The 17,870-nt window shown below is 40.6% G+C and carries 14 protein-coding genes and 1 pseudogene; 2 read left to right on the top strand and 13 right to left on the bottom strand.

Annotated elements, in window-relative coordinates; translation table 11 throughout:
• Positions 1-66: 66 nt before the first annotated feature.
• Both sufB and rfaD read right to left on the bottom strand, forming a co-directional pair.
• The gene (sufB, locus tag KZC02_RS09320; RefSeq protein WP_221393856.1) at positions 67-1,518 is read right to left on the bottom strand and encodes a Fe-S cluster assembly protein SufB; all 1,452 of its coding nucleotides are present in this window, start codon (positions 1,516-1,518) and stop codon (positions 67-69) included.
• A 334-nt stretch (positions 1,519-1,852) separates the two neighbouring features.
• The gene (gene rfaD / locus KZC02_RS09315; RefSeq protein WP_221393855.1) at positions 1,853-2,818 is read right to left on the bottom strand and encodes an ADP-glyceromanno-heptose 6-epimerase; all 966 of its coding nucleotides are present in this window, start codon (positions 2,816-2,818) and stop codon (positions 1,853-1,855) included.
• 186 nt (positions 2,819-3,004) lie between these two features.
• Between rfaD and KZC02_RS09310 the strand changes: the two genes are divergently transcribed.
• On the top strand, positions 3,005-3,424 hold the full coding sequence (locus KZC02_RS09310) for a 6-carboxytetrahydropterin synthase (protein ID WP_221393854.1): 420 nt from the start codon (positions 3,005-3,007) through the stop codon (positions 3,422-3,424).
• Positions 3,425-3,580: 156 nt separating this feature from the next.
• Positions 3,581-4,696: a lipid-A-disaccharide synthase gene (gene lpxB / locus KZC02_RS09305; protein WP_221393853.1), complete on the top strand. Its 1,116-nt coding sequence runs from the start codon at positions 3,581-3,583 to the stop codon at positions 4,694-4,696.
• Here the strand turns inward: lpxB and KZC02_RS09300 are convergent.
• The 11 genes and pseudogenes from KZC02_RS09300 to KZC02_RS09255 form a co-directional block, all read right to left on the bottom strand.
• A pseudogene (locus KZC02_RS09300) lies at positions 4,693-5,714 on the bottom strand (response regulator). The gene lpxB and the pseudogene KZC02_RS09300 overlap by 4 nt on opposite strands.
• Before the next feature lie 99 nt (positions 5,715-5,813).
• Positions 5,814-6,503 (bottom strand): sensor histidine kinase KdpD, encoded by a 690-nt coding sequence (locus tag KZC02_RS31650; RefSeq protein ID WP_229254112.1) that lies wholly within the window; start codon positions 6,501-6,503, stop codon positions 5,814-5,816.
• The gene (locus KZC02_RS31645) at positions 6,409-7,047 is read right to left on the bottom strand and encodes a PAS domain S-box protein (RefSeq protein WP_229254110.1); all 639 of its coding nucleotides are present in this window, start codon (positions 7,045-7,047) and stop codon (positions 6,409-6,411) included. Before KZC02_RS31645 ends, KZC02_RS31650 begins: the two co-directional genes overlap by 95 nt.
• Before the next feature lie 190 nt (positions 7,048-7,237).
• Positions 7,238-8,602 carry an oxygen-independent coproporphyrinogen III oxidase gene (hemN, locus tag KZC02_RS09290; protein WP_221393852.1) on the bottom strand — a complete coding sequence of 455 codons (1,365 nt, stop codon included), beginning with the start codon at positions 8,600-8,602 and terminating at the stop codon, positions 7,238-7,240.
• 201 nt (positions 8,603-8,803) lie between these two features.
• The gene (locus tag KZC02_RS09285; protein ID WP_229254108.1) at positions 8,804-9,511 is read right to left on the bottom strand and encodes a sulfite exporter TauE/SafE family protein; all 708 of its coding nucleotides are present in this window, start codon (positions 9,509-9,511) and stop codon (positions 8,804-8,806) included.
• Between the two features lie 87 nt (positions 9,512-9,598).
• On the bottom strand, positions 9,599-10,066 hold the full coding sequence (locus KZC02_RS09280) for a FixH family protein (RefSeq protein WP_221393851.1): 468 nt from the start codon (positions 10,064-10,066) through the stop codon (positions 9,599-9,601).
• Positions 10,067-10,231: 165 nt separating this feature from the next.
• Entirely contained in the window at positions 10,232-11,641 is a 1,410-nt protein-coding gene (gene ccoG / locus KZC02_RS09275) for a cytochrome c oxidase accessory protein CcoG (RefSeq protein ID WP_310590422.1), read from the bottom strand.
• 131 nt (positions 11,642-11,772) lie between these two features.
• Entirely contained in the window at positions 11,773-12,798 is a 1,026-nt protein-coding gene (locus tag KZC02_RS09270) for a c-type cytochrome (RefSeq protein WP_221393850.1), read from the bottom strand.
• 8 nt (positions 12,799-12,806) lie between these two features.
• Positions 12,807-14,960, bottom strand: coding sequence for a cytochrome-c oxidase, cbb3-type subunit I (gene ccoN, locus KZC02_RS09265; protein WP_221393849.1), 2,154 nt, complete (start codon positions 14,958-14,960; stop codon positions 12,807-12,809).
• 134 nt (positions 14,961-15,094) lie between these two features.
• Positions 15,095-15,265: a cbb3-type cytochrome oxidase assembly protein CcoS gene (gene ccoS / locus KZC02_RS09260; protein ID WP_221393848.1), complete on the bottom strand. Its 171-nt coding sequence runs from the start codon at positions 15,263-15,265 to the stop codon at positions 15,095-15,097.
• A gap of 94 nt (positions 15,266-15,359) precedes the next feature.
• A complete protein-coding gene (locus KZC02_RS09255) occupies positions 15,360-17,810 on the bottom strand; it encodes a heavy metal translocating P-type ATPase metal-binding domain-containing protein (protein ID WP_221393847.1) in 2,451 nt (816 codons plus the stop codon).
• Positions 17,811-17,870: the final 60 nt, after the last annotated feature.

The following is a 17,870-nucleotide window of genomic DNA, read 5'->3' as shown; positions in this document are numbered from 1 at the left end:
TACAAAAAGCCCTTGACGAATCAAAGGCTTTTATATTATAATCTTAAAAAAAGAAAACCGGATCTGTTATCCTACACTTCCCTCTAAGCTGATTTCCAGTAGTTTCTGTGCTTCAACAGCAAATTCCATAGGGAGCTGGTTTAAAACTTCTTTGGCATAACCATTTACAATTAAAGCAACGGCCTGCTCAGTAGGAATGCCACGCTGATTACAGTAAAACAGGATATCTTCTCCGATTTTTGAAGTAGTCGCTTCATGCTCCACAGTTGCGGAAGGATTGCTTACTTCGATATACGGAAAAGTGTGAGCACCGCATTTGTCACCCAGCAACAAAGAATCGCATTGTGAGAAGTTACGTGCTTTTTCTGCTTTTTTAAATACCTGAACTAATCCTCGGTATGAATTCTGGCTTTTTCCAGCTGAAATACCTTTGGATACTATACGGCTTTTTGTATTTTTTCCAATATGGATCATTTTAGTTCCAGTATCGGCTTGCTGCATATTGTTTGTAACAGCCACAGAATAAAATTCTCCGATTGAATTATCACCTTTCAGGATCACAGATGGATATTTCCACGTAATAGCCGAACCAGTCTCAACCTGAGTCCAGGATATTTTTGAGCCAGCTCCGTCACACAATCCACGTTTGGTTACGAAATTATAAATACCACCTTTTCCTTCTTTATCGCCAGGATACCAGTTTTGTACGGTCGAGTATTTAATATTTGCATTTTCGTGTGCGAAAATTTCTACTACCGCAGCGTGCAACTGATTTTCATCGCGCATTGGAGCAGTACACCCCTCCAGGTAACTTACGTGACTGTCAGCATCACCTACAATTAAAGTACGCTCAAACTGACCGGTTCCGGCTGCATTGATACGGAAATACGTAGACAATTCCATAGGACAACGAACGCCTTTTGGAATATATACAAATGACCCGTCTGAGAATACAGCTGCATTTAATGCGGCATAAAAGTTATCCTTTGGCGGAACAACAGATCCTAAATATTTCTTGATCAGGTCCGGATGCTCACGAATTGCTTCACTGATAGCGCAGAATATAATTCCTTTTTCTCTCAGTGATTCTTTGAATGTAGTAAAGACAGATTCCGAATCCATTACAGCATCAACCGCAATAGAAACTCCGGAAAGCCTTTTTTGTTCGTTCAGCGAAATCCCTAAACGTTGGAAAGTATCGCGTAATTCAGGATCTATATCGTCCAGACTTTCAACAACTTTTTTCTTTTTCGGAGCTGAATAATATTTTATTCCCTGAAAGTCAATTTTTGGGTAATGTACGTTTGGCCATTTCGGCTCAGCCATTGTAAGCCACAAACGAAAAGCCTTCAAACGCCACTCTAGCATCCACTCAGGTTCATTTTTTTTGGCAGAAATAAACCGAATCGTGCTTTCGTCCAAGCCCATAGGAGCTTCGTCCGCTTCAATATCAGTTACAAAGCCGTATTTGTATTCCGAACTGGTGATTTCCTCCAACAATTCTTCTTCTTTGCTCATGGTGTAATTTTTATCAGGCTGTATCTACGTCTCTTACAACACAAAGAAACAAGATTGAGTTTATTGAGAAGGTCAAAAATACATAAAAAAGCCCACAAATTTATGACGAAGATCATAAGTTTGCGGGCTTTGCAGATGATTCTTCTTTGTGAAAATGCACTTCTCTGATCAAAAATAATATTCAATAATCAATGTTCAATTTTCATATTTAAATGAAATCGTTATTAATTATTACAGCTAAACAATGATATAATAGAAAGCGAACTGCCGCCTCAATAGATCATTGGGCATTGAAATCCGACTATTTTATCAAATGTTAGATAGCTGAACAGGCCTATAAATACGCTCCCGTAGCCAAATAATGTTTAACATAATCTGCCACTCCTTCTTCCAGTGTAGAAAATGGTTTGGTATATCCTATGGCTTTTAATTTATTCATATTTGCTTCCGTAAAATACTGGTATTTATCACGGATATCAATCGGCGTATCAATGTATGAGATATCCGGTGTTTTGTCCATGGCCAGGAATGTATTGATTACCAGATCCTTGAAAGTACGCGCTTGTCCGCTTCCCAGATTGTAAATGCCGGAATTTTTGCGGTGATGCATCAGGAATATACAAACGTCGATAAGATCTTTTACGTAAATAAAGTCCCGCATTTGTTCTCCATCTTTAAAATCAGGATTATGCGAACGAAAAAGCTTCATTTTGTCAGTAGCTTTTATCTGATTGTACGCATGTAAAATTACGGATGCCATGCGGCCTTTATGATATTCATTCGGCCCATACACATTGAAAAATTTCAAACCAGCCCAGAAAAGCGGTTTCTTTTCCTGCTGTAGTGCCCAAATGTCAAATTCGTTTTTAGAATCCCCATAAGGGTTTAATGGTTTTAATTCAGAAAGCGTGGCTTCATTGTCATCATAACCATGTTCACCCAGTCCGTACGTTGCCGCTGATGAGGCATAAACGAGCGGGATCTGATAAGCCACGCATTTCTCCCAGATCTGCTTGGAATAATTGACATTCAGTTCATCAAAAATTTCTTTATCAAATTCCGTCGTGTCTGTTCTTGCGCCAATATGAAATATAAATTCAACATCGCGGTAATTCTGGTCAAGCCAGTCAAACAGCTCTTTACGCTCAATTTTCTGTACAATTGTTTTTCCTTCAAGATTTTCCGCTTTTTCTGTTTTGGAAAAATCATCGACTGCGACAATGTTTCTGAAACCATCCTGATTGAGACGGCTGATAAGCCCGCTGCCAATGAATCCGGCTGCACCTGTTACTATAATCATGAGAGATTACCTTTTATTAATATTAAATCTATAAAAAGAATGAAGAATAAGAGTGGCCATAAAATCGGATCTACTCTATGTTTTCAATACAAATAGGATTTTTTTTAGTTATCCGCTTGTTTATCTGCAAAACTACGGATACATGGTGTAATTTTGTAGCCTATTTATTTTGTGAGAGGAAGTTTTATGATTTACGTAACAAGAAAAGAGCATTTCAACGCTGCACACAGGCTATTTAACCCGGCCTGGTCAGATGAAAAAAATCAGGAAGTTTTTGGCCCTTGTGCCAATAACAACTGGCATGGACATAATTTTGAATTAATTGTTACGGTAAAAGGTTCGCCTAATCCTGACACAGGATTTGTAATAGATTTGAAAGTGCTGGGAGATATTATTAAAAACAGGGTGATAGATAAAGTAGATCACAAGAACCTGAACCTGGATGTGGATTTCATGGCTGGTAAAATGGCATCCTGTGAAATATTTGTATTGGAAATCTGGAATATTCTTGCCCCGGCTATTGCTGAAACAGCTTCCAACGCAAAGCTTCATTATATTAAACTGGTAGAAACGCCCAAGAATTTCGTTGAATACTACGGGGAATAGAAAAAAAATAATTATCAATTGTTAATGATCAATTTTCAGATTGACGTAATTGGGAACGGCCCGTTACTGCGATTGAACATTGAGAATTGATTATTTTCCTACAAACGCCTCCAGAAACTAGCCAGCTTAATGCCAATCGCCAACAGCTAAAAACCCATGAAATATTACCTCATTGCCGGCGAGCGTTCCGGAGATCTTCACGGAGCTAATCTGCTCAAAGGAATTAAGGAAAATGATCCGGACGCTGAGTTTCGCGGCTGGGGTGGTGATATGATGCAGGCAGAAGGAATGGAACTGGTGACGCATTATAAGGATACGGCTTTCATGGGTTTTCTGGAAGTGGCACTGAACCTGCACAAGATTTCCGGTTTCCTTAAAAAATGTAAAAAAGATATTCTGGAATCTCAGCCGGACGTGATTATACTGATCGATTATCCGGGTTTTAATCTTCGGATTGCAGCTTTTGCCAAGAAACATGGGCTGAAAACATTCTATTACATTTCGCCAAAAGTATGGGCATGGAACCAGAAACGTGCCTGGAAAATCAAACAGAACGTAGACCGGATGTTTGTGATCTTTCCGTTTGAAATTGATTTTTATAAAAAATACGATTATCCGGTTGATTATGTGGGCAATCCGCTAATGGATGCGATCAAAGCTTTTGAACCTGATCCTTATTTTAAAATAAAAAATAATCTAGACCAGGACAAACCAGTTATAGCCTTACTTCCCGGTAGCCGGAAACAGGAAATTATTGGTATGCTTGATCTGATGCTGACGGTCCAGCCGCATTTTCCGGACTACCAGTTTGCAATTGCAGGTGTTAAAAATTTACCTTCTTCTTTGTACGAAAAGTATCTTTCCAATGGCAGGGCAACGATTGTGTACGAAGCAACTTATGATCTCCTGTCCGTGTCTGAGGCAGCGTTGGTCACATCCGGAACCGCGACATTGGAAACTGCCTTACTGAATATTCCGGAGGTAGTTTGTTATAAAACCAGCGGATTTTCCTACGCAATTGCCAAACGGTTAATCCGCGTTCCTTTTATTTCCCTGGTTAACCTGATCATGAATAAGGAAGTTGTACGGGAATTGATTCAGGATGAACTGAATGAAAATCAGCTGGTTAAAGAGGTTGCTTTAATTCTGCCAGGCGGAGCAAACCGTAATGTCCTATTAGACAATTATGCCAGGCTGCAAGCATTGGTAGGCGGTGCCGGTGCTTCGGAAAGAGCAGGAGGTTTAATGGTAAAATATATGCAGGAAGTTTAATTACGCATTCTTAACAGTTTGTCGTACTCTAAAACTGTAATCAGGCTGCCTTTCATATCTACCAAACGTTCGTCTTTAAAATCGGATAAAGTACGGATTACAGTTTCAGTAGCAGTGCCAACCATAGAAGCAATATCTTCCCGTGTTATGGACATAGAAAATGGTTTGGTACGATCGTCCTGATAACGCTGAACCAGCATCACCAATGCTTGTGCCACTCTTTTGCGTACAGAATTATAAGCAAGCTGAAGCAGGCGTTCTTCCCGGTCTTTAATTTCATTTGAAAGCATCTTGATAAATTTGGAAGAGACTTCCCTGTTTCCCTGCAACAGATTGAAAAAATCATCTTTCGGGATCATGGCTACCTCTGCTTTTTCGAGGCAAATCGTTGTTTCCTGATAAGATTCGCCCTGCAATAAATCCAGATATCCGAAAAAGTCACCTTCCTTGTATAGATCTGTAATATACTCCTTGCCGTTATCATTTGATTTGTAGGCTTTTACCTTCCCTTTTTGCAAAAAAAGACATTTGAAGGAAAACTGCCTTCTGTATAAATAGTTTCTTTCTTTTTCAAAACCTTCACTTTTTTATCTTCTGCAAGTTTCGCAATCAGGTCAAAAGATTTGGCTTCCTGGATAAACTGATCCAGCCCTTCTGCCGAACGGTCAAACTGACGTTTTATCCGCTCGCTCTTTTTAAGGCGGATCTCCACGATGTTCAGCAGTTCCACATCATCATAAGGTTTGGTCAGATAATCGTCTGCGCCCATGGTCATGCCCTTACGGTAATCGTCCTTTTCAGCTTTTGCTGTCAGAAAAACGAATGGAATGTTAGCTGTATCATCGTCTTTTCCTAACATGTGCAGTACGCCATAACCATCCAGTTCGGGCATCATAATATCACAAATGATCAGATCCGGGTTGTGCTGATTAGCCAGTTGAACTCCTTCCTTTCCATTTTTTGCAGTTAAAACTTCATAATTGGCTAGTTCCAGTATTTCTGCGGTATTTTCCCGCATCTCGGTGTTGTCTTCGATCAATAAAATTTTCTTGGTTTCCAAGGAACTGGTTTTTATTCGTGAGTAAATTAAACTGAAATGCGGCTACTTATAATGAAGTTAATCTTTGGTTTGTATCGGCAGATAATTCGGCAGGTTTATATGAAAAGTAGTGCCTTGTCCAACTTTGCTTGAAAATGAAACTTCACCTTTCATGAGATCAATATAATTTTGGACAATATTCAGTCCAAGGCCTGTTCCCTGTACATTCCCTGCATTATGTGCTCGGAAAAACCGGTCAAAAATATGCGCCTGATCAGTCTCAGGAATCCCAATTCCCTGATCTTCAATTTCTATACTGACCAATTTATCTCCGGCAGCAATCCTGAGAAATATAGATTTCCCGGCTTCGGAATATTTAATGGCATTAGATAAAAGGTTAAATAGGACATTACGAAGCAACTGTTTATCCAGCCAGACATCAGATTTTCCATTATATTGAAAATGAATTTGCTGATCGTCTTTACACAGTCCTTTGATCTCTTCAATTAAACCTTTACAGAATTCCGGCAGGTTCACCTCAACAGGAATACTTTGTACACGTCCTTCTTCGAGTTTACCAATGGACAGAAAGTCATTTAAGATCTCCGTCAGGTTAGTTACCGCCGATTTAATCCGCTGAACATGCTTTTGCCGTTTGTCTTCCTCTTCTGTTTTAGAATATCTTCCAATCAGCGAAGCAGATGATAAAATGGTACCCAGCGGAGTCCGGAATTCGTGGGAAGCGATGGTCACAAACTGGCTTTTCATATTGTTCAGTTCGCGTTCTTTTTTCAAGGCACGAATTACCTCCTCCTTGCGATTCTTCCACTTTTTTAATTGCTGTGGCAAGTTCTTTGGTGCGCTGTTCTACACGTTCTTCCAGTTCGGCATTCAGTTTTTTTATTTCAAGATTAGCCTCAATAATCCTGTTTTCCTGTTTTTTTCTTTCCGTAATATCAATGACAAAACTAACAACAAACTCTCCGTCGCTGGTTTTGAAAGGGCTTAGACTTACTTCCACAGGAAATTCGGTACCATCCTGGCGACAAGCAAAAAGGTCGTCCATCAAATGTCCCATTCCTCTGGCGCGAGGTGCTTCCATATACTCATCACGATATTCAACATGATTTCTGGTGAGCCGTTTTGGGATCAGTATTTCAATTTTCTTGCCAATAAGTTCTAAATCTGCATAACCAAAAAGCTCCTTTGCTTTTGGATTCAGCATCACAATTGTACCTCCTTTATTCACTACAACAATACCTTCCGTTGCATGTTTAAAGAGGGCATCAAGCATTTCAATATGCCGTGTCATCACCTTGGTATGTATTAAAATATCATTATCAAACATACCAAAGTACAGGACAAAGGTGAAGGGAGCAAGGATTTTAAATTATGAAAAACGGAACCCTGGTTTTATTTAAAAACAATATTCAATTTTCAATGAACAATCTTCAACCTTGACAATTGTTTATTGATTACTGAATATTATTAATTTAATAATCTCAAACTGTCTGGCTAAATAACATGGTCTGCGGTAAATTTTCCCACATTCTTGCATCAAAAGCCATACAAACATTCCTGACAAACGCTTTTCCCTTTTCAGTAATGAGCAAACGATAAAGTTTAAGTTCAATCAGTTCGTCAAACTCCATTTCAGACAAGCGTTCTATGGCATGGTAAACCTCATCACATACTTCATTTTCAGCTGACCAGGATGTTTCAAATTGTGTCATCAGCCGCAAAATGTGTTTCCTGAGAATAAGATCTTCCCTTGTAAGTACATGCCCGCGAAAAACAGGAATCTGGCCTGCATCTATCCTTTTATAATAATCTTCAACCTTCTTCTCATTCTGAACATATCCCCACCAGGTGTCACTAATTGAAGAAGCACCCAGGCCGATCAGAAGTTGTGTCCGTGTATCGGTATATCCCATAAAGTTCCGGTGCAAACGCTGTTCAGTTTGTGCTTTATACAATTCATCCGTTTCCAGAGCAAAATGATCCATACCAATGTCATGATATCCGGCCAGTTCCAACGCATTTCTTCCGGTTTCGTAGATGGCCATTTTTTTATCGGCATCCGGCAGGTCCAATTCGGTGAAATTCCTTTGTCCGGATTTAATCCATGGAACATGGGCATAGCTGTAAAATGCAATCCGATCTGGTTTCAGGCGGATTACTTTCATCATTGTCTCCATCATGTAGCATGTTTTTTGCTGCGGAAGGCCATATACAATATCATAGTTAACAGAAGTGTAGCCAATCTCACGGGCTTTTCGGGTCAGATGGTTTACCTGTTCATAAGTTTGCTGACGATTGATCATGGCCAATACCAGCGGATTAAAATCCTGCACCCCAATACTGATACGCCGGAAACCAACTTCGTATAAAACCTTTAAATGTTCGTCAGTGGTATTGCCGGGATGCGCCTCAAAACCAAACTGAGCACTGGGATGAACTGTCGTATTTTGTGTCAAGCCATTAATCAGTTTTTTTAAATTTTCAGGACTGAAAAATGTTGGAGTACCGCCACCAAGATGAATTTCTCTAATGACAGGTATTGTTTCCCCAAAAATGGAGAAATACATTTCCCATTCTTTCAAAACGGCATTTATATATTTTGTTTCAACGGCATGGTTGACGGTTATCCTGGTGTTACAACCGCAATATGTACACAGACTTTCGCAGAACGGAAGGTGTACATACAAGCTGATTCCTTCTTTATGATTAGAAACCACAAAAGCATCCTGAACGAGTTCTTTCCATTTTTCTTCGTTTGGCGGCGTTTTTTGCCAATATGGAACAGTCGGATAACTGGTATAGCGCGGCCCCGGTGTATTGTATTTGAACAGCAAATCCTTATCCATGAAAAAGTAGTTTTTGATGTAATATTGATAGACCAAAACTAGCCAGGTGTCCACTCGGAAAACATGACTTTGGTCAGGAAAAAAACTTACTTTTGCTGGTTTGGGAAGCGGGGTTTTGTTTGAATGTTCAGAAGAAAAAGTATGAGGTGTTACGTGGGAGAAAAAATATTAGGAATAGTTACTTTGCCAATTCCTACAAATTCACTTCCCATGACAAATCGTAATCTGTGCTGAAGAACCGGAATTAACTGACGGATACTGAATAAAAATTCCTCTGCCTACCAACCAGATTCCTGCCACTGCAAGGATAACCGGCGTTAATTTTCGAATTTGTGTACGAAGAACGGGTGTAAACCAATTTTTGAAAAAACCGACTGCCATCATCATTGGTAATGTGCCGATTCCAAATAATAACATAAAAGTGCCTGCGCCGGAAATGCTGCCCGTAGCAACAGAGCTCATTAATGCCAGATAAACCATACCACACGGAAGAAGGCCATTCAGCATTCCCAGCATAAACCAGCCATGTATCTTTCGGCTTTTCAACATTTCGGACATTCCTTTTTTTACATGATTAATAACCTCTTGCCAGAATTTCGGTGGGTGAAAATATAAATCTAGTTTGGATGGCCAGAATACATAAACCAGCATTAACATTCCGGCAAAAACAGAAAGATATCGCAGGTAACCGATCCATACCAACGACGAACTGACACAGCCAATTACTGCACCAAGCATCGCGTAACTGATTGCGCGACCGCCATTGTAAACAGATAATCCTGCAAATTTTTGCCAAAAATTCCCTTTCCGGACAGGCAAAGTCAATGCGATTGGCCCGCACATGCTAATGCAATGGAAACTGCTCATCAGTCCCATCGTTACAGCCAGAAGTGGAAGTGCATTTGTCATAATTTAAAGTCTTGCATTTAAAATAAAAAAGCCGGAATTCAGGTATGGTTTGAAATCCTGATCATGTCACTTTGAACTAAAAACTTTTTACTTTTTACTCCCTTTTTCTGTTAAATGACTGATCCGAATTACATCTTCATTCCAGTAAGTTTGTTCACCGCTTTTCCAGTCGATCTGTAAATGATAACGGCTCCCGGGAATTTTGGAAGTTGCAATAAGCTGCACATTGTTTTTTGAGTCAAGATGAAAAGTCCGGTCATTTTTTTCATTGGAAGGGCAGTAAAGTCTTACTTTTCCGGTAATAGCATTTCCTGGCAATACTTTTGGGAAATGGATTATCACACCGGAGGCATTTACCTCCCAGGCAAGCGGTTCTGCCAATGACGCTGCCCGGCTGATTTTATTTATCTTATCCTGAAATTGAAGTTCTTCTTCGTAGTAATGATCCGTTACCAGATCAATTTTTTGGTTAATGCTCATGCCAACCAAAACAAGTATCATGGCTACAAATCCCAGATACAAAGTTGCGATTCCTGTTCCCCAGTTGAATTTCATGGTGTATTTGAATATGTAATAATGGAATTTTAAAATAGAAATGTGGTGTTTAATATGTAGCCCTGACGGGGCAATGTATAATTGGTTTTTGCTTGCTGCTACATACTGGTAGTGCCTGTTGTACAGCGTTACTATTCAAACAGATGGAGGAAACTAATAAGCTTTTTAATCCTCAGGTGCCATAAAAGTCGTTTCGAAACTTTCAAGCTTTTCTTTTCCCTGATAGACCGATAATTTCAGTTTTGTTTTTCTACTTGTCAATGCGGATTTCGGAATAATAATAAACACAGTTCCCTGAGACATTCCTGCTCCATCAAGTGTCAGATCCGGAGTTCCGGCAAAAATCAGTTTTCCCTGCGGAGAATTCAGATGAATCGTTGGTTTTACGATCTGGTTAGTTTTATTGAAAATTTTGAAAGTATACAAGTTGCTGATCGTACCATCTTTATTTTCAATGTATTGAGTGCCCGGGGCACGGAATAATGTAGTTTGTGTATCCGTCCTTGAAATAAGCATAAACCCCAATCCCGACCATAACAATATCAACACGGCTATATATCCAATTACGCGGTTCGTGATCAGTTTATTGGTTTTGTTAACAATTGCGTTTTCGGACGTGTAACGGATTAAGCCGGGAGCAAAACCCACTTTATCCATGATAGAATCACAAGCGTCAATGCATGCTGTACAATTCACACATTCCATTTGCATCCCGTTCCTTATATCAATTCCGGTTGGGCACACTGCTACACACTGGTGGCAACTGACACAATCTCCTTCCGGCCGATCCTGTCCTTTATGTATTTTTCCGCGTGGCTCGCCTCTTTCATAATCATAGGCAACTACTATGGAATTACGATCCATTAAAACACCTTGCAGACGTCCATAAGGGCATACAACTGTACAAGCCTGATCACGAAGCCACGCGAAATTGAAATAGAAAACAGCTGTAAAACTCAGAATTCCTGAAAAAAGCGGAATATGGTTTTCAATTGGTTCACGGATAATTTTAGCTAATTCATCTATGCCCAATACATAAGTCAATAACAAATTGGCAATCAGGAATGATACAAAAAGAAATACTGTATATTTTATTCCTTTTTTCAGGATTTTGTCAGTTGTCCATGAGGCTTTGTTCAATAGTTTTTGTTTTCCTGCATCTCCTTCAATAGCATATTCAATTTTACGAAAAACCATTTCCATAAATACGGTTTGCGGGCAGGCCCAGCCACACCATAACCTTCCGAATATGGTAGTAAAGAGTACGATAAAAACCATAAAGGAAAGCATCGTTAATCCGAAAAGCCAGTAATCCTGCGGACCTATAAAAATTCCGAAAATAATGAATTTGCGTTCCAGTACATTAAATAGTAAGAGAGGTTGTCCGTTGTATTTCAGGAAAGGTGTTAAAAACAGAAGCGTCAGTATAAGTACCGAAAACCAGACACGCCGGTTGTGCCAGTTACCTTTTGGTTTTTGCGGATAAAACCAATTTCGTTTTCCATCTTCGGTCACACCATTGAAATGGTCGCGGAAGGATTTATCTGGCGGGGAAATATGGGGATTAATCATCATAAATATGCTTTCGGCTTTCGGCAATCGATTGCGTAGGAATAATTAAATTAAACATAACTGGCATAAGCGTCGACTTTGTTCTGATACTTCAAGAAGTTACCAACTGAAAGCCGTCTGCCGAAAGCTGATTGCTATTTTATTGCTACACTTCCGTCTGCTAACAGTTCTCCCTGCGGTTCTTTAGGGTTTGCTGGCTTCGTTCCCTTCAGCGACAGAACATAACTTGCTACTTTTTGAATATCAGTGGGTGAAAGCTGCTTTTCCCACGAAATCATTCCTTTTTCAGGAACGCCGTATTTTACGACTTTAAAGAGATTTTTGATGCCCCCACCGTGTAACCAGTAATCATCCGTAAGGTTTGGGCCAACTGCTCCGCCGCCGTCTGCGCCATGGCAGGCAGTACATTTTTCTGTAAATATTGCTTTGCCCTGGCTTAGGACTGTCTCTTCGGTTAATTGCGTTACTGTGTTTTCATCCATACTTGCACCTGCTTTTTCGATGTAAGCTTTTTTCTCCATTTCTGCGATAGCGATTTCTTTGTCCAGTTCCGCTATTTGTAAATCGCCAATCCCACTGAAATAATAAACTGCATAAAACAGGGCAATACCGATAGAAGCGATAAAAAGCGATTGAAGCCAGGGCGGCATGCGGTTATCCAGTTCCTGGATACCATCATAATCATGGCCGTCAATCAGGATTTCTTTTTCGTCAGTCAACGATACACCAATTCCCCTGAATTTTTTCCACCATTGATCGCTGAAAACAGCTTTGGAATCCTGTTGTTCCGACGTTTTTGAGAATTGTTTCAGAACACTCAAGGCTTTGAATAATACGATGACAATCATCACAGCCATAAAGAACAGAATGGCAAGCAAAACACATAGTAAAATTTCGGTACCGGAAACAGACCAGATATGTTCCGTTTTTTCCTGGGCAAATGCTGAGGAAGAAACAATAAAAAACAGTGCAACGGATGGCAAAGCCTTTTTAATTACTCCGTCATTCAACGGAATATTACTCATTTGTCTTATCGCTTTTTTATCCAGACTAAAAACGAAAATGATCAGCGAGACAAAGAAGATAAAAAATATAAGCAGGGAAATAAGAGGGAAAATCTCTATTCCGGGAATGCTTTCAAGGTAAGTTCGGAATTTCATGTGTATTGTTATTTTTTGTCCGTTTTTATATCTGTACCCAGTCTTTGTAAGTATGCAATCAGCGCAATGATCTCTTTATTTTCACTGGCTTTGATACCACTTTGTTTCAGCCTGGCCTGTATTTCTCCGGACTGTTTATATAGCTCTGCATTGGCTATTTTATCATAACCTTTTTCATAAGGAACTCCCAAAGTTTGCATGGCGCGTATTTTGGCGCCGGTTGTGCTTGTATCCAGGTTATCTTCCAGCAACCAGCCATAACGCGGCATAATAGAACCGGGCGACATACTGGTCGGATCTTCCATGTGGTTGTAATGCCATGAATCCGGATATTTTCCTCCTACGCGATGCAGGTCCGGCCCGGTACGCTTGGAGCCCCACTGATGAGGATGGTCATACACAAATTCACCTGCTTTGGAATACTCCCCATAACGCTCAATTTCGGAACGGAATGGGCGGATCATTTGTGTGTGACATACATAACAGCCTTCACGGATGTAAATATCCCGGCCTTGTAATTCCAGTGGTGTATAGGGTTTCACAGCGGCAATGGTTGGCACATTAGACTTGATCATAAAGGTTGGGATCATTTCGATCATCCCGCCGATGGCTACTGCTATCAGTGCGAATATGGTTAATGCCAGCGGCTTACGTTCAAATAATCTGCGGTGCCAGTATTCGTTTTTAGGTGCATGCCAGATCGCATGCAATGGCATTGCTTTGGCTGTTTCAGTTGCAACCAGTTTTCCGGTTAAAGCAGTCATCCACAAGTTGTATATCATGACGATAAAGCCAACGATATAAAGTGTCCCGCCAACACTGCGCAGGAAATACAGCGGAGCCAGTTGTGTTACAGTTTCAAGGAAATTGGGATATTTTAATAAACCTTCGGCTGTAAATTCCTTCCACATGGAGCTTTGTACCCAGCCAGCCCAATACATAGGGATCGTGTAAAATAAAATACCTAATGTACCAATCCAGAAGTGAAAATTAGCTGCTCTCTGAGAATACAAAGGACGGTTATAAAGACGTGGGAAAAGCCAGTATAATAAACCGAATGTCAGGAATCCGTTCCATCCCAAAGCCCCGACGTGTACGTGTGCAACGATCCAGTCAGTGTAATGTGCAATGGCATTTACATTTTTAAAAGACAGCATCGGTCCTTCAAAAGTCGCCATACCGTATGCGGTAATTGCGACTACGAAGAATTTGAGCACCACATCTTCCCGGACTTTATCCCAGGCACCACGCAAAGTCATTAATCCATTGATCATACCACCCCAGGATGGCGCAATCAGCATAATCGAGAATACTGTTCCCAGTGTTTGCGCCCATTCTGGTAGTGCCGTGTAAAGCAAATGGTGTGGCCCGGCCCAGATATAAAGAAAGATCAGCGCCCAGAAATGAACGATTGAAAGCCGGTAAGAATAAATGGGCCTGTTCGCTGCTTTTGGCAGGAAATAATACATCAGACCCAGGTAAGGTGTGGTCAGGAAAAATGCTACTGCATTGTGTCCGTACCACCATTGTACGAGCGCATCCTGCACACCGGCATAAACAGAATAACTCTTGAATAATGAAATAGGCAAGGCAACGCTGTTCACTACATGTAACATGGCAACCGTTACAAAAGAAGCAATGTAAAACCATACCGCTGCGTAGATATGTTCTGTCCGGCGGTGAATGGTTGTCATGATCAGATTGACCAAAGCGGAAACCCAAACTACGGCAATAGCAACATCCAGAGGCCATTCAAGTTCTGCATATTCTTTGGAAGTGGTCAAGCCCATTGGCAAGGTTATAGCAGCTCCCAGAATAATAAACTGCCACGCCCAGAAATGGAAACGGCTGAGAACCGGGCTCCACATAGGCGTTCTCAAAACCCTTGGTGCAGAATAATATAAACCTGTAAAAAAACCATTTCCAACGAAAGCAAAAATGACGGCATTGGTATGCAATGGCCTGATCCGGCTAAAAGTAAGATAAGGAATATCCATATTCAGGTTTGGGAAAACCAGCTGAAAGGCAGCCAGCAAGCCAACCAGCATTCCAATAAGACCGAAGAGGATGGTTGCAATGGCAAAATTTCTTACGATGCGGTTATCATATTGAAACTCGTCCAGTTCAACCGAAGCGATATCTGGATGGGGAACGTTTGACATAATTTGTGAGTAGAGTTTTTGGTGAATAAGTTATAGTGGTAGGGTAGGTAGGTTACACAGGGAGCCACAGAGTAAGGACGAGAGCCATAGAGATTTATTTTCTCTTTAAAATTCTCTCTGTGGCTCTCTTTATTTTACTCTGTGGCTCTCTGCGTAACCTTCTCTACCTCACTGTCCAGCAGGATACGCACCGAAGGCGTGTAGTCGTCATCATAATGTCCTCTTTTTACTGACCAGACGAATGCACCCAAAAAGGAAAATGCAATAAATAAACTGGCGATGATCATGATATATATGGCGCTCATAACGAAGAGAGATTGTGTAATATTTACGTTTCAAAACTACCTGTTACCCTATTGCATAACGATGACAAAAAGCAGTGTTTTAACATGACGTTGATCAGTTTTTAATCAATTTTCTGGCCGCCATATTACTGGCAAGTGAGGTAAACGCAACAATTGTGATGGAACTTACAGGCATCAGTATGGCTGCAAAAACAGGGGAGAGCTTACCGGCCACTGCAAAGGACAATCCGAACAGATTGTATAGCAAAGAGATCGCAAAACTGAACTTGATAATCTGCTGCCCGGATTTGGCAAGGTTAATATAAGCCGGTAATTTTCCCAGTTGCTTTCCTTCTACAATAGCATCGCAGGATGGAGAAAAATTGTTGATATCATCTGAAATGGCTAACCCCACATTACTTTGGCGCAACGCTCCTGCATCGTTCAGCCCATCACCGACCATCAGCACATTCCGGTTTTGTTCAACCTGAAGATTTTTGATAAAAAGCAGCTTTTCTTCGGGTTTTTGTTCAAATAGTAAATGGGATTCATTTCCAAAAATCGGTTCCAGAATTGCTTTGTCAGTTGGTTTGTCTCCGGATAATAAATAGGTTTGAAAACCAGTGTTTTGTAATGCAGTTATCGTTTCAGCAAGATCAGCACGGTATTTACTTTTGATGATAAAATATCCACGGATTTCACTATCAAAAGAAATATAGACACGTGAGGCATTATGTATACCTTCATTTTGGACTGATAAACCAACCCATCCTGCTGATCCAAGTTTTATAACGCGTTTGCCCCAATTTGCCCTTATTCCTGCTCCGCCTGTTTCTGCATAATCGGCCAGAATTCGCCGGCTTGCAGTTGTTCCTGTGAGCTTTTTCACGATCATCCGGCTTAAAGGATGAGAAGATTGCATCGCAATAGTTTTGATAATTACCAATTCTCCATCGCTTAATTCTTTCCCGACAAACTCGACGTCTGCATCATTGGATTGGGTGATTGTCCCTGTTTTATCGAAAACTACGGTATCTATATGTGAAAGCCGTTCGATAGCGTATGCATTTTTTGGATAAAAACGATGCTTGCCGAAAAGTGCTAACAGGTTTCCATTGGTAAAAGTGGAGGAAAGCAAAAGTGCACACGGGCAGGCAACAAGCAGGGAAGTGGTAAATGCGCGGAAAGCGGTTTCAGGATTCTTTAAAATAAATAACCAGATCAGAAATGTAACGGACGCAATCATCAGTACGATCATTGAAAAATACTTATTGATCCGGATCGCCAGCGTTTGATTCTGATCCTCTTTTTCTTTGGTAAATGCGTCATTATTCCAAAGTTGTGTCAAATGACTCTGGGAGACTTTGCGTAAAATGTTCAATTCTATGGCTGGTCCGGTTTGCTTGCCGCCTGCATAGATCGTATCTCCTTTTTTTCGCTCTAATGGTTCTGCTTCACCGGAAACAAAACTGTAATCGATCATAGCACGCGGACTTAATAAAACGGAATCAGCAGGAATCAGCTCTTCATTTCTGACTATAATATGATCTTCCGGATTCAGTTCTGTAATTGGTTTGCGTATCTCAATCCCGTTATTTAAAACCGAAACTGCTACCGGAAAATAGGATTTATAATCTCTTTCAAACGAAATTCCTGCATAGGTTTTGTCCTGAAAAAACCTTCCTATCAGCATAAAGAAAACAGCTCCTGAGAGTGAATCGAAATAACCGGGGCCGGTTTGTGATATGATCTGATACAAACTGATTGCAAATATGCAGGTAAGTGCCAATGCAATGGGAGCGTCAATATTGATGAATTTGCCTTTCAATGCAGAAAATGCAGATTTAAAGAAATCAGCAGCGCAGTAAAAGAAAACAGGAAGGCTTAATCCAAAATTCAGAAATCCGAACATCTGCCTCAGGTTCTGGTCAGAAGATGCTCGTCCGAGATTAAAATATTCCGGAAAGCTCAACATCATAATATTCCCAAAAGCAAAACCGGCTATCCCGATTTTGTACAAACGCGTACGGTTCCATTTTTTAATATGTTTGCCTTCCACATCATTCAGGCTAATATATGGTTCGTAACCGGCCTTCGTGATCAGCGCAGCAATTTCACTGAGGCGGATGAGTTGGGAATCGTATGTGATGCGTACTCTTTTCTCCGGAAAGTTTACGACCGAACTACGGATTGCAGGATTCAACCTGTGAAGTTGTTCCAGTAACCAGATACACGAACTGCAATGCATTTTGGGAACCAGCCAGTTGACACGTGACAACCGGCCATCCGTAAATTCCAGGATTTTTTCAGCTATTTCCGGCAGATCCAGGTAATCGTATTTACCCTGGAAATACGATTTATCCAGAGAAATCCCCTGAGCTCCGTCAATATTGTAGTAACCGCATAAGTCATTTTCTTTCAAAAGGTCATAAACCGTTGAACAGCCGTCGCAGCAAAAGTCGCGTTCATCAAAACGGATCACATCATCGGTGCATTCTTCTCCGCAATGGTAACAGGTATGTTTCGCCTGAATTACTTTTTCGACAATGAGATCGTTTGTGTCCATAAATTAATACGTTGAAAAATTAGCGGCCGTCCTGTTGGTCAATAAAATGAAGTTTGACTT

This window comes from Dyadobacter sp. NIV53 (assembly GCF_019711195.1).
Taxonomy (GTDB): domain Bacteria; phylum Bacteroidota; class Bacteroidia; order Cytophagales; family Spirosomataceae; genus Dyadobacter.
The sequence above is the reverse complement of the archived record's forward strand: the minus strand, read 5'-3'. Positions and strand labels throughout refer to the sequence as shown.

Excerpts from the sequence above, each read along its gene's own strand:
- KZC02_RS31645 (WP_229254110.1), bottom strand. The coding sequence starts at position 7,047 with ATGACACGGCATATTGAAATGCTTGATGCCCTCTTTAAACATGCAACG.
- ccoG (WP_310590422.1), bottom strand. The coding sequence starts at position 11,641 with ATGATGATTAATCCCCATATTTCCCCGCCAGATAAATCCTTCCGCGAC.
- rfaD (WP_221393855.1), bottom strand. The coding sequence starts at position 2,818 with ATGATTATAGTAACAGGTGCAGCCGGATTCATTGGCAGCGGGCTTATC.
- KZC02_RS09310 (WP_221393854.1), top strand. The coding sequence starts at position 3,005 with ATGATTTACGTAACAAGAAAAGAGCATTTCAACGCTGCACACAGGCTA.
- KZC02_RS31650 (WP_229254112.1), bottom strand. The coding sequence starts at position 6,503 with ATGAAAAGCCAGTTTGTGACCATCGCTTCCCACGAATTCCGGACTCCG.
- hemN (WP_221393852.1), bottom strand. The coding sequence starts at position 8,602 with ATGGATAAGGATTTGCTGTTCAAATACAATACACCGGGGCCGCGCTAT.
- KZC02_RS09255 (WP_221393847.1), bottom strand. The coding sequence starts at position 17,810 with ATGGACACAAACGATCTCATTGTCGAAAAAGTAATTCAGGCGAAACAT.
- KZC02_RS09285 (WP_229254108.1), bottom strand. The coding sequence starts at position 9,511 with ATGACAAATGCACTTCCACTTCTGGCTGTAACGATGGGACTGATGAGC.
- lpxB (WP_221393853.1), top strand. The coding sequence starts at position 3,581 with ATGAAATATTACCTCATTGCCGGCGAGCGTTCCGGAGATCTTCACGGA.
- ccoN (WP_221393849.1), bottom strand. The coding sequence starts at position 14,960 with ATGTCAAACGTTCCCCATCCAGATATCGCTTCGGTTGAACTGGACGAG.
- ccoS (WP_221393848.1), bottom strand. The coding sequence starts at position 15,265 with ATGAGCGCCATATATATCATGATCATCGCCAGTTTATTTATTGCATTT.
- KZC02_RS09280 (WP_221393851.1), bottom strand. The coding sequence starts at position 10,066 with ATGAAATTCAACTGGGGAACAGGAATCGCAACTTTGTATCTGGGATTT.
- sufB (WP_221393856.1), bottom strand. The coding sequence starts at position 1,518 with ATGAGCAAAGAAGAAGAATTGTTGGAGGAAATCACCAGTTCGGAATAC.
- KZC02_RS09270 (WP_221393850.1), bottom strand. The coding sequence starts at position 12,798 with ATGAAATTCCGAACTTACCTTGAAAGCATTCCCGGAATAGAGATTTTC.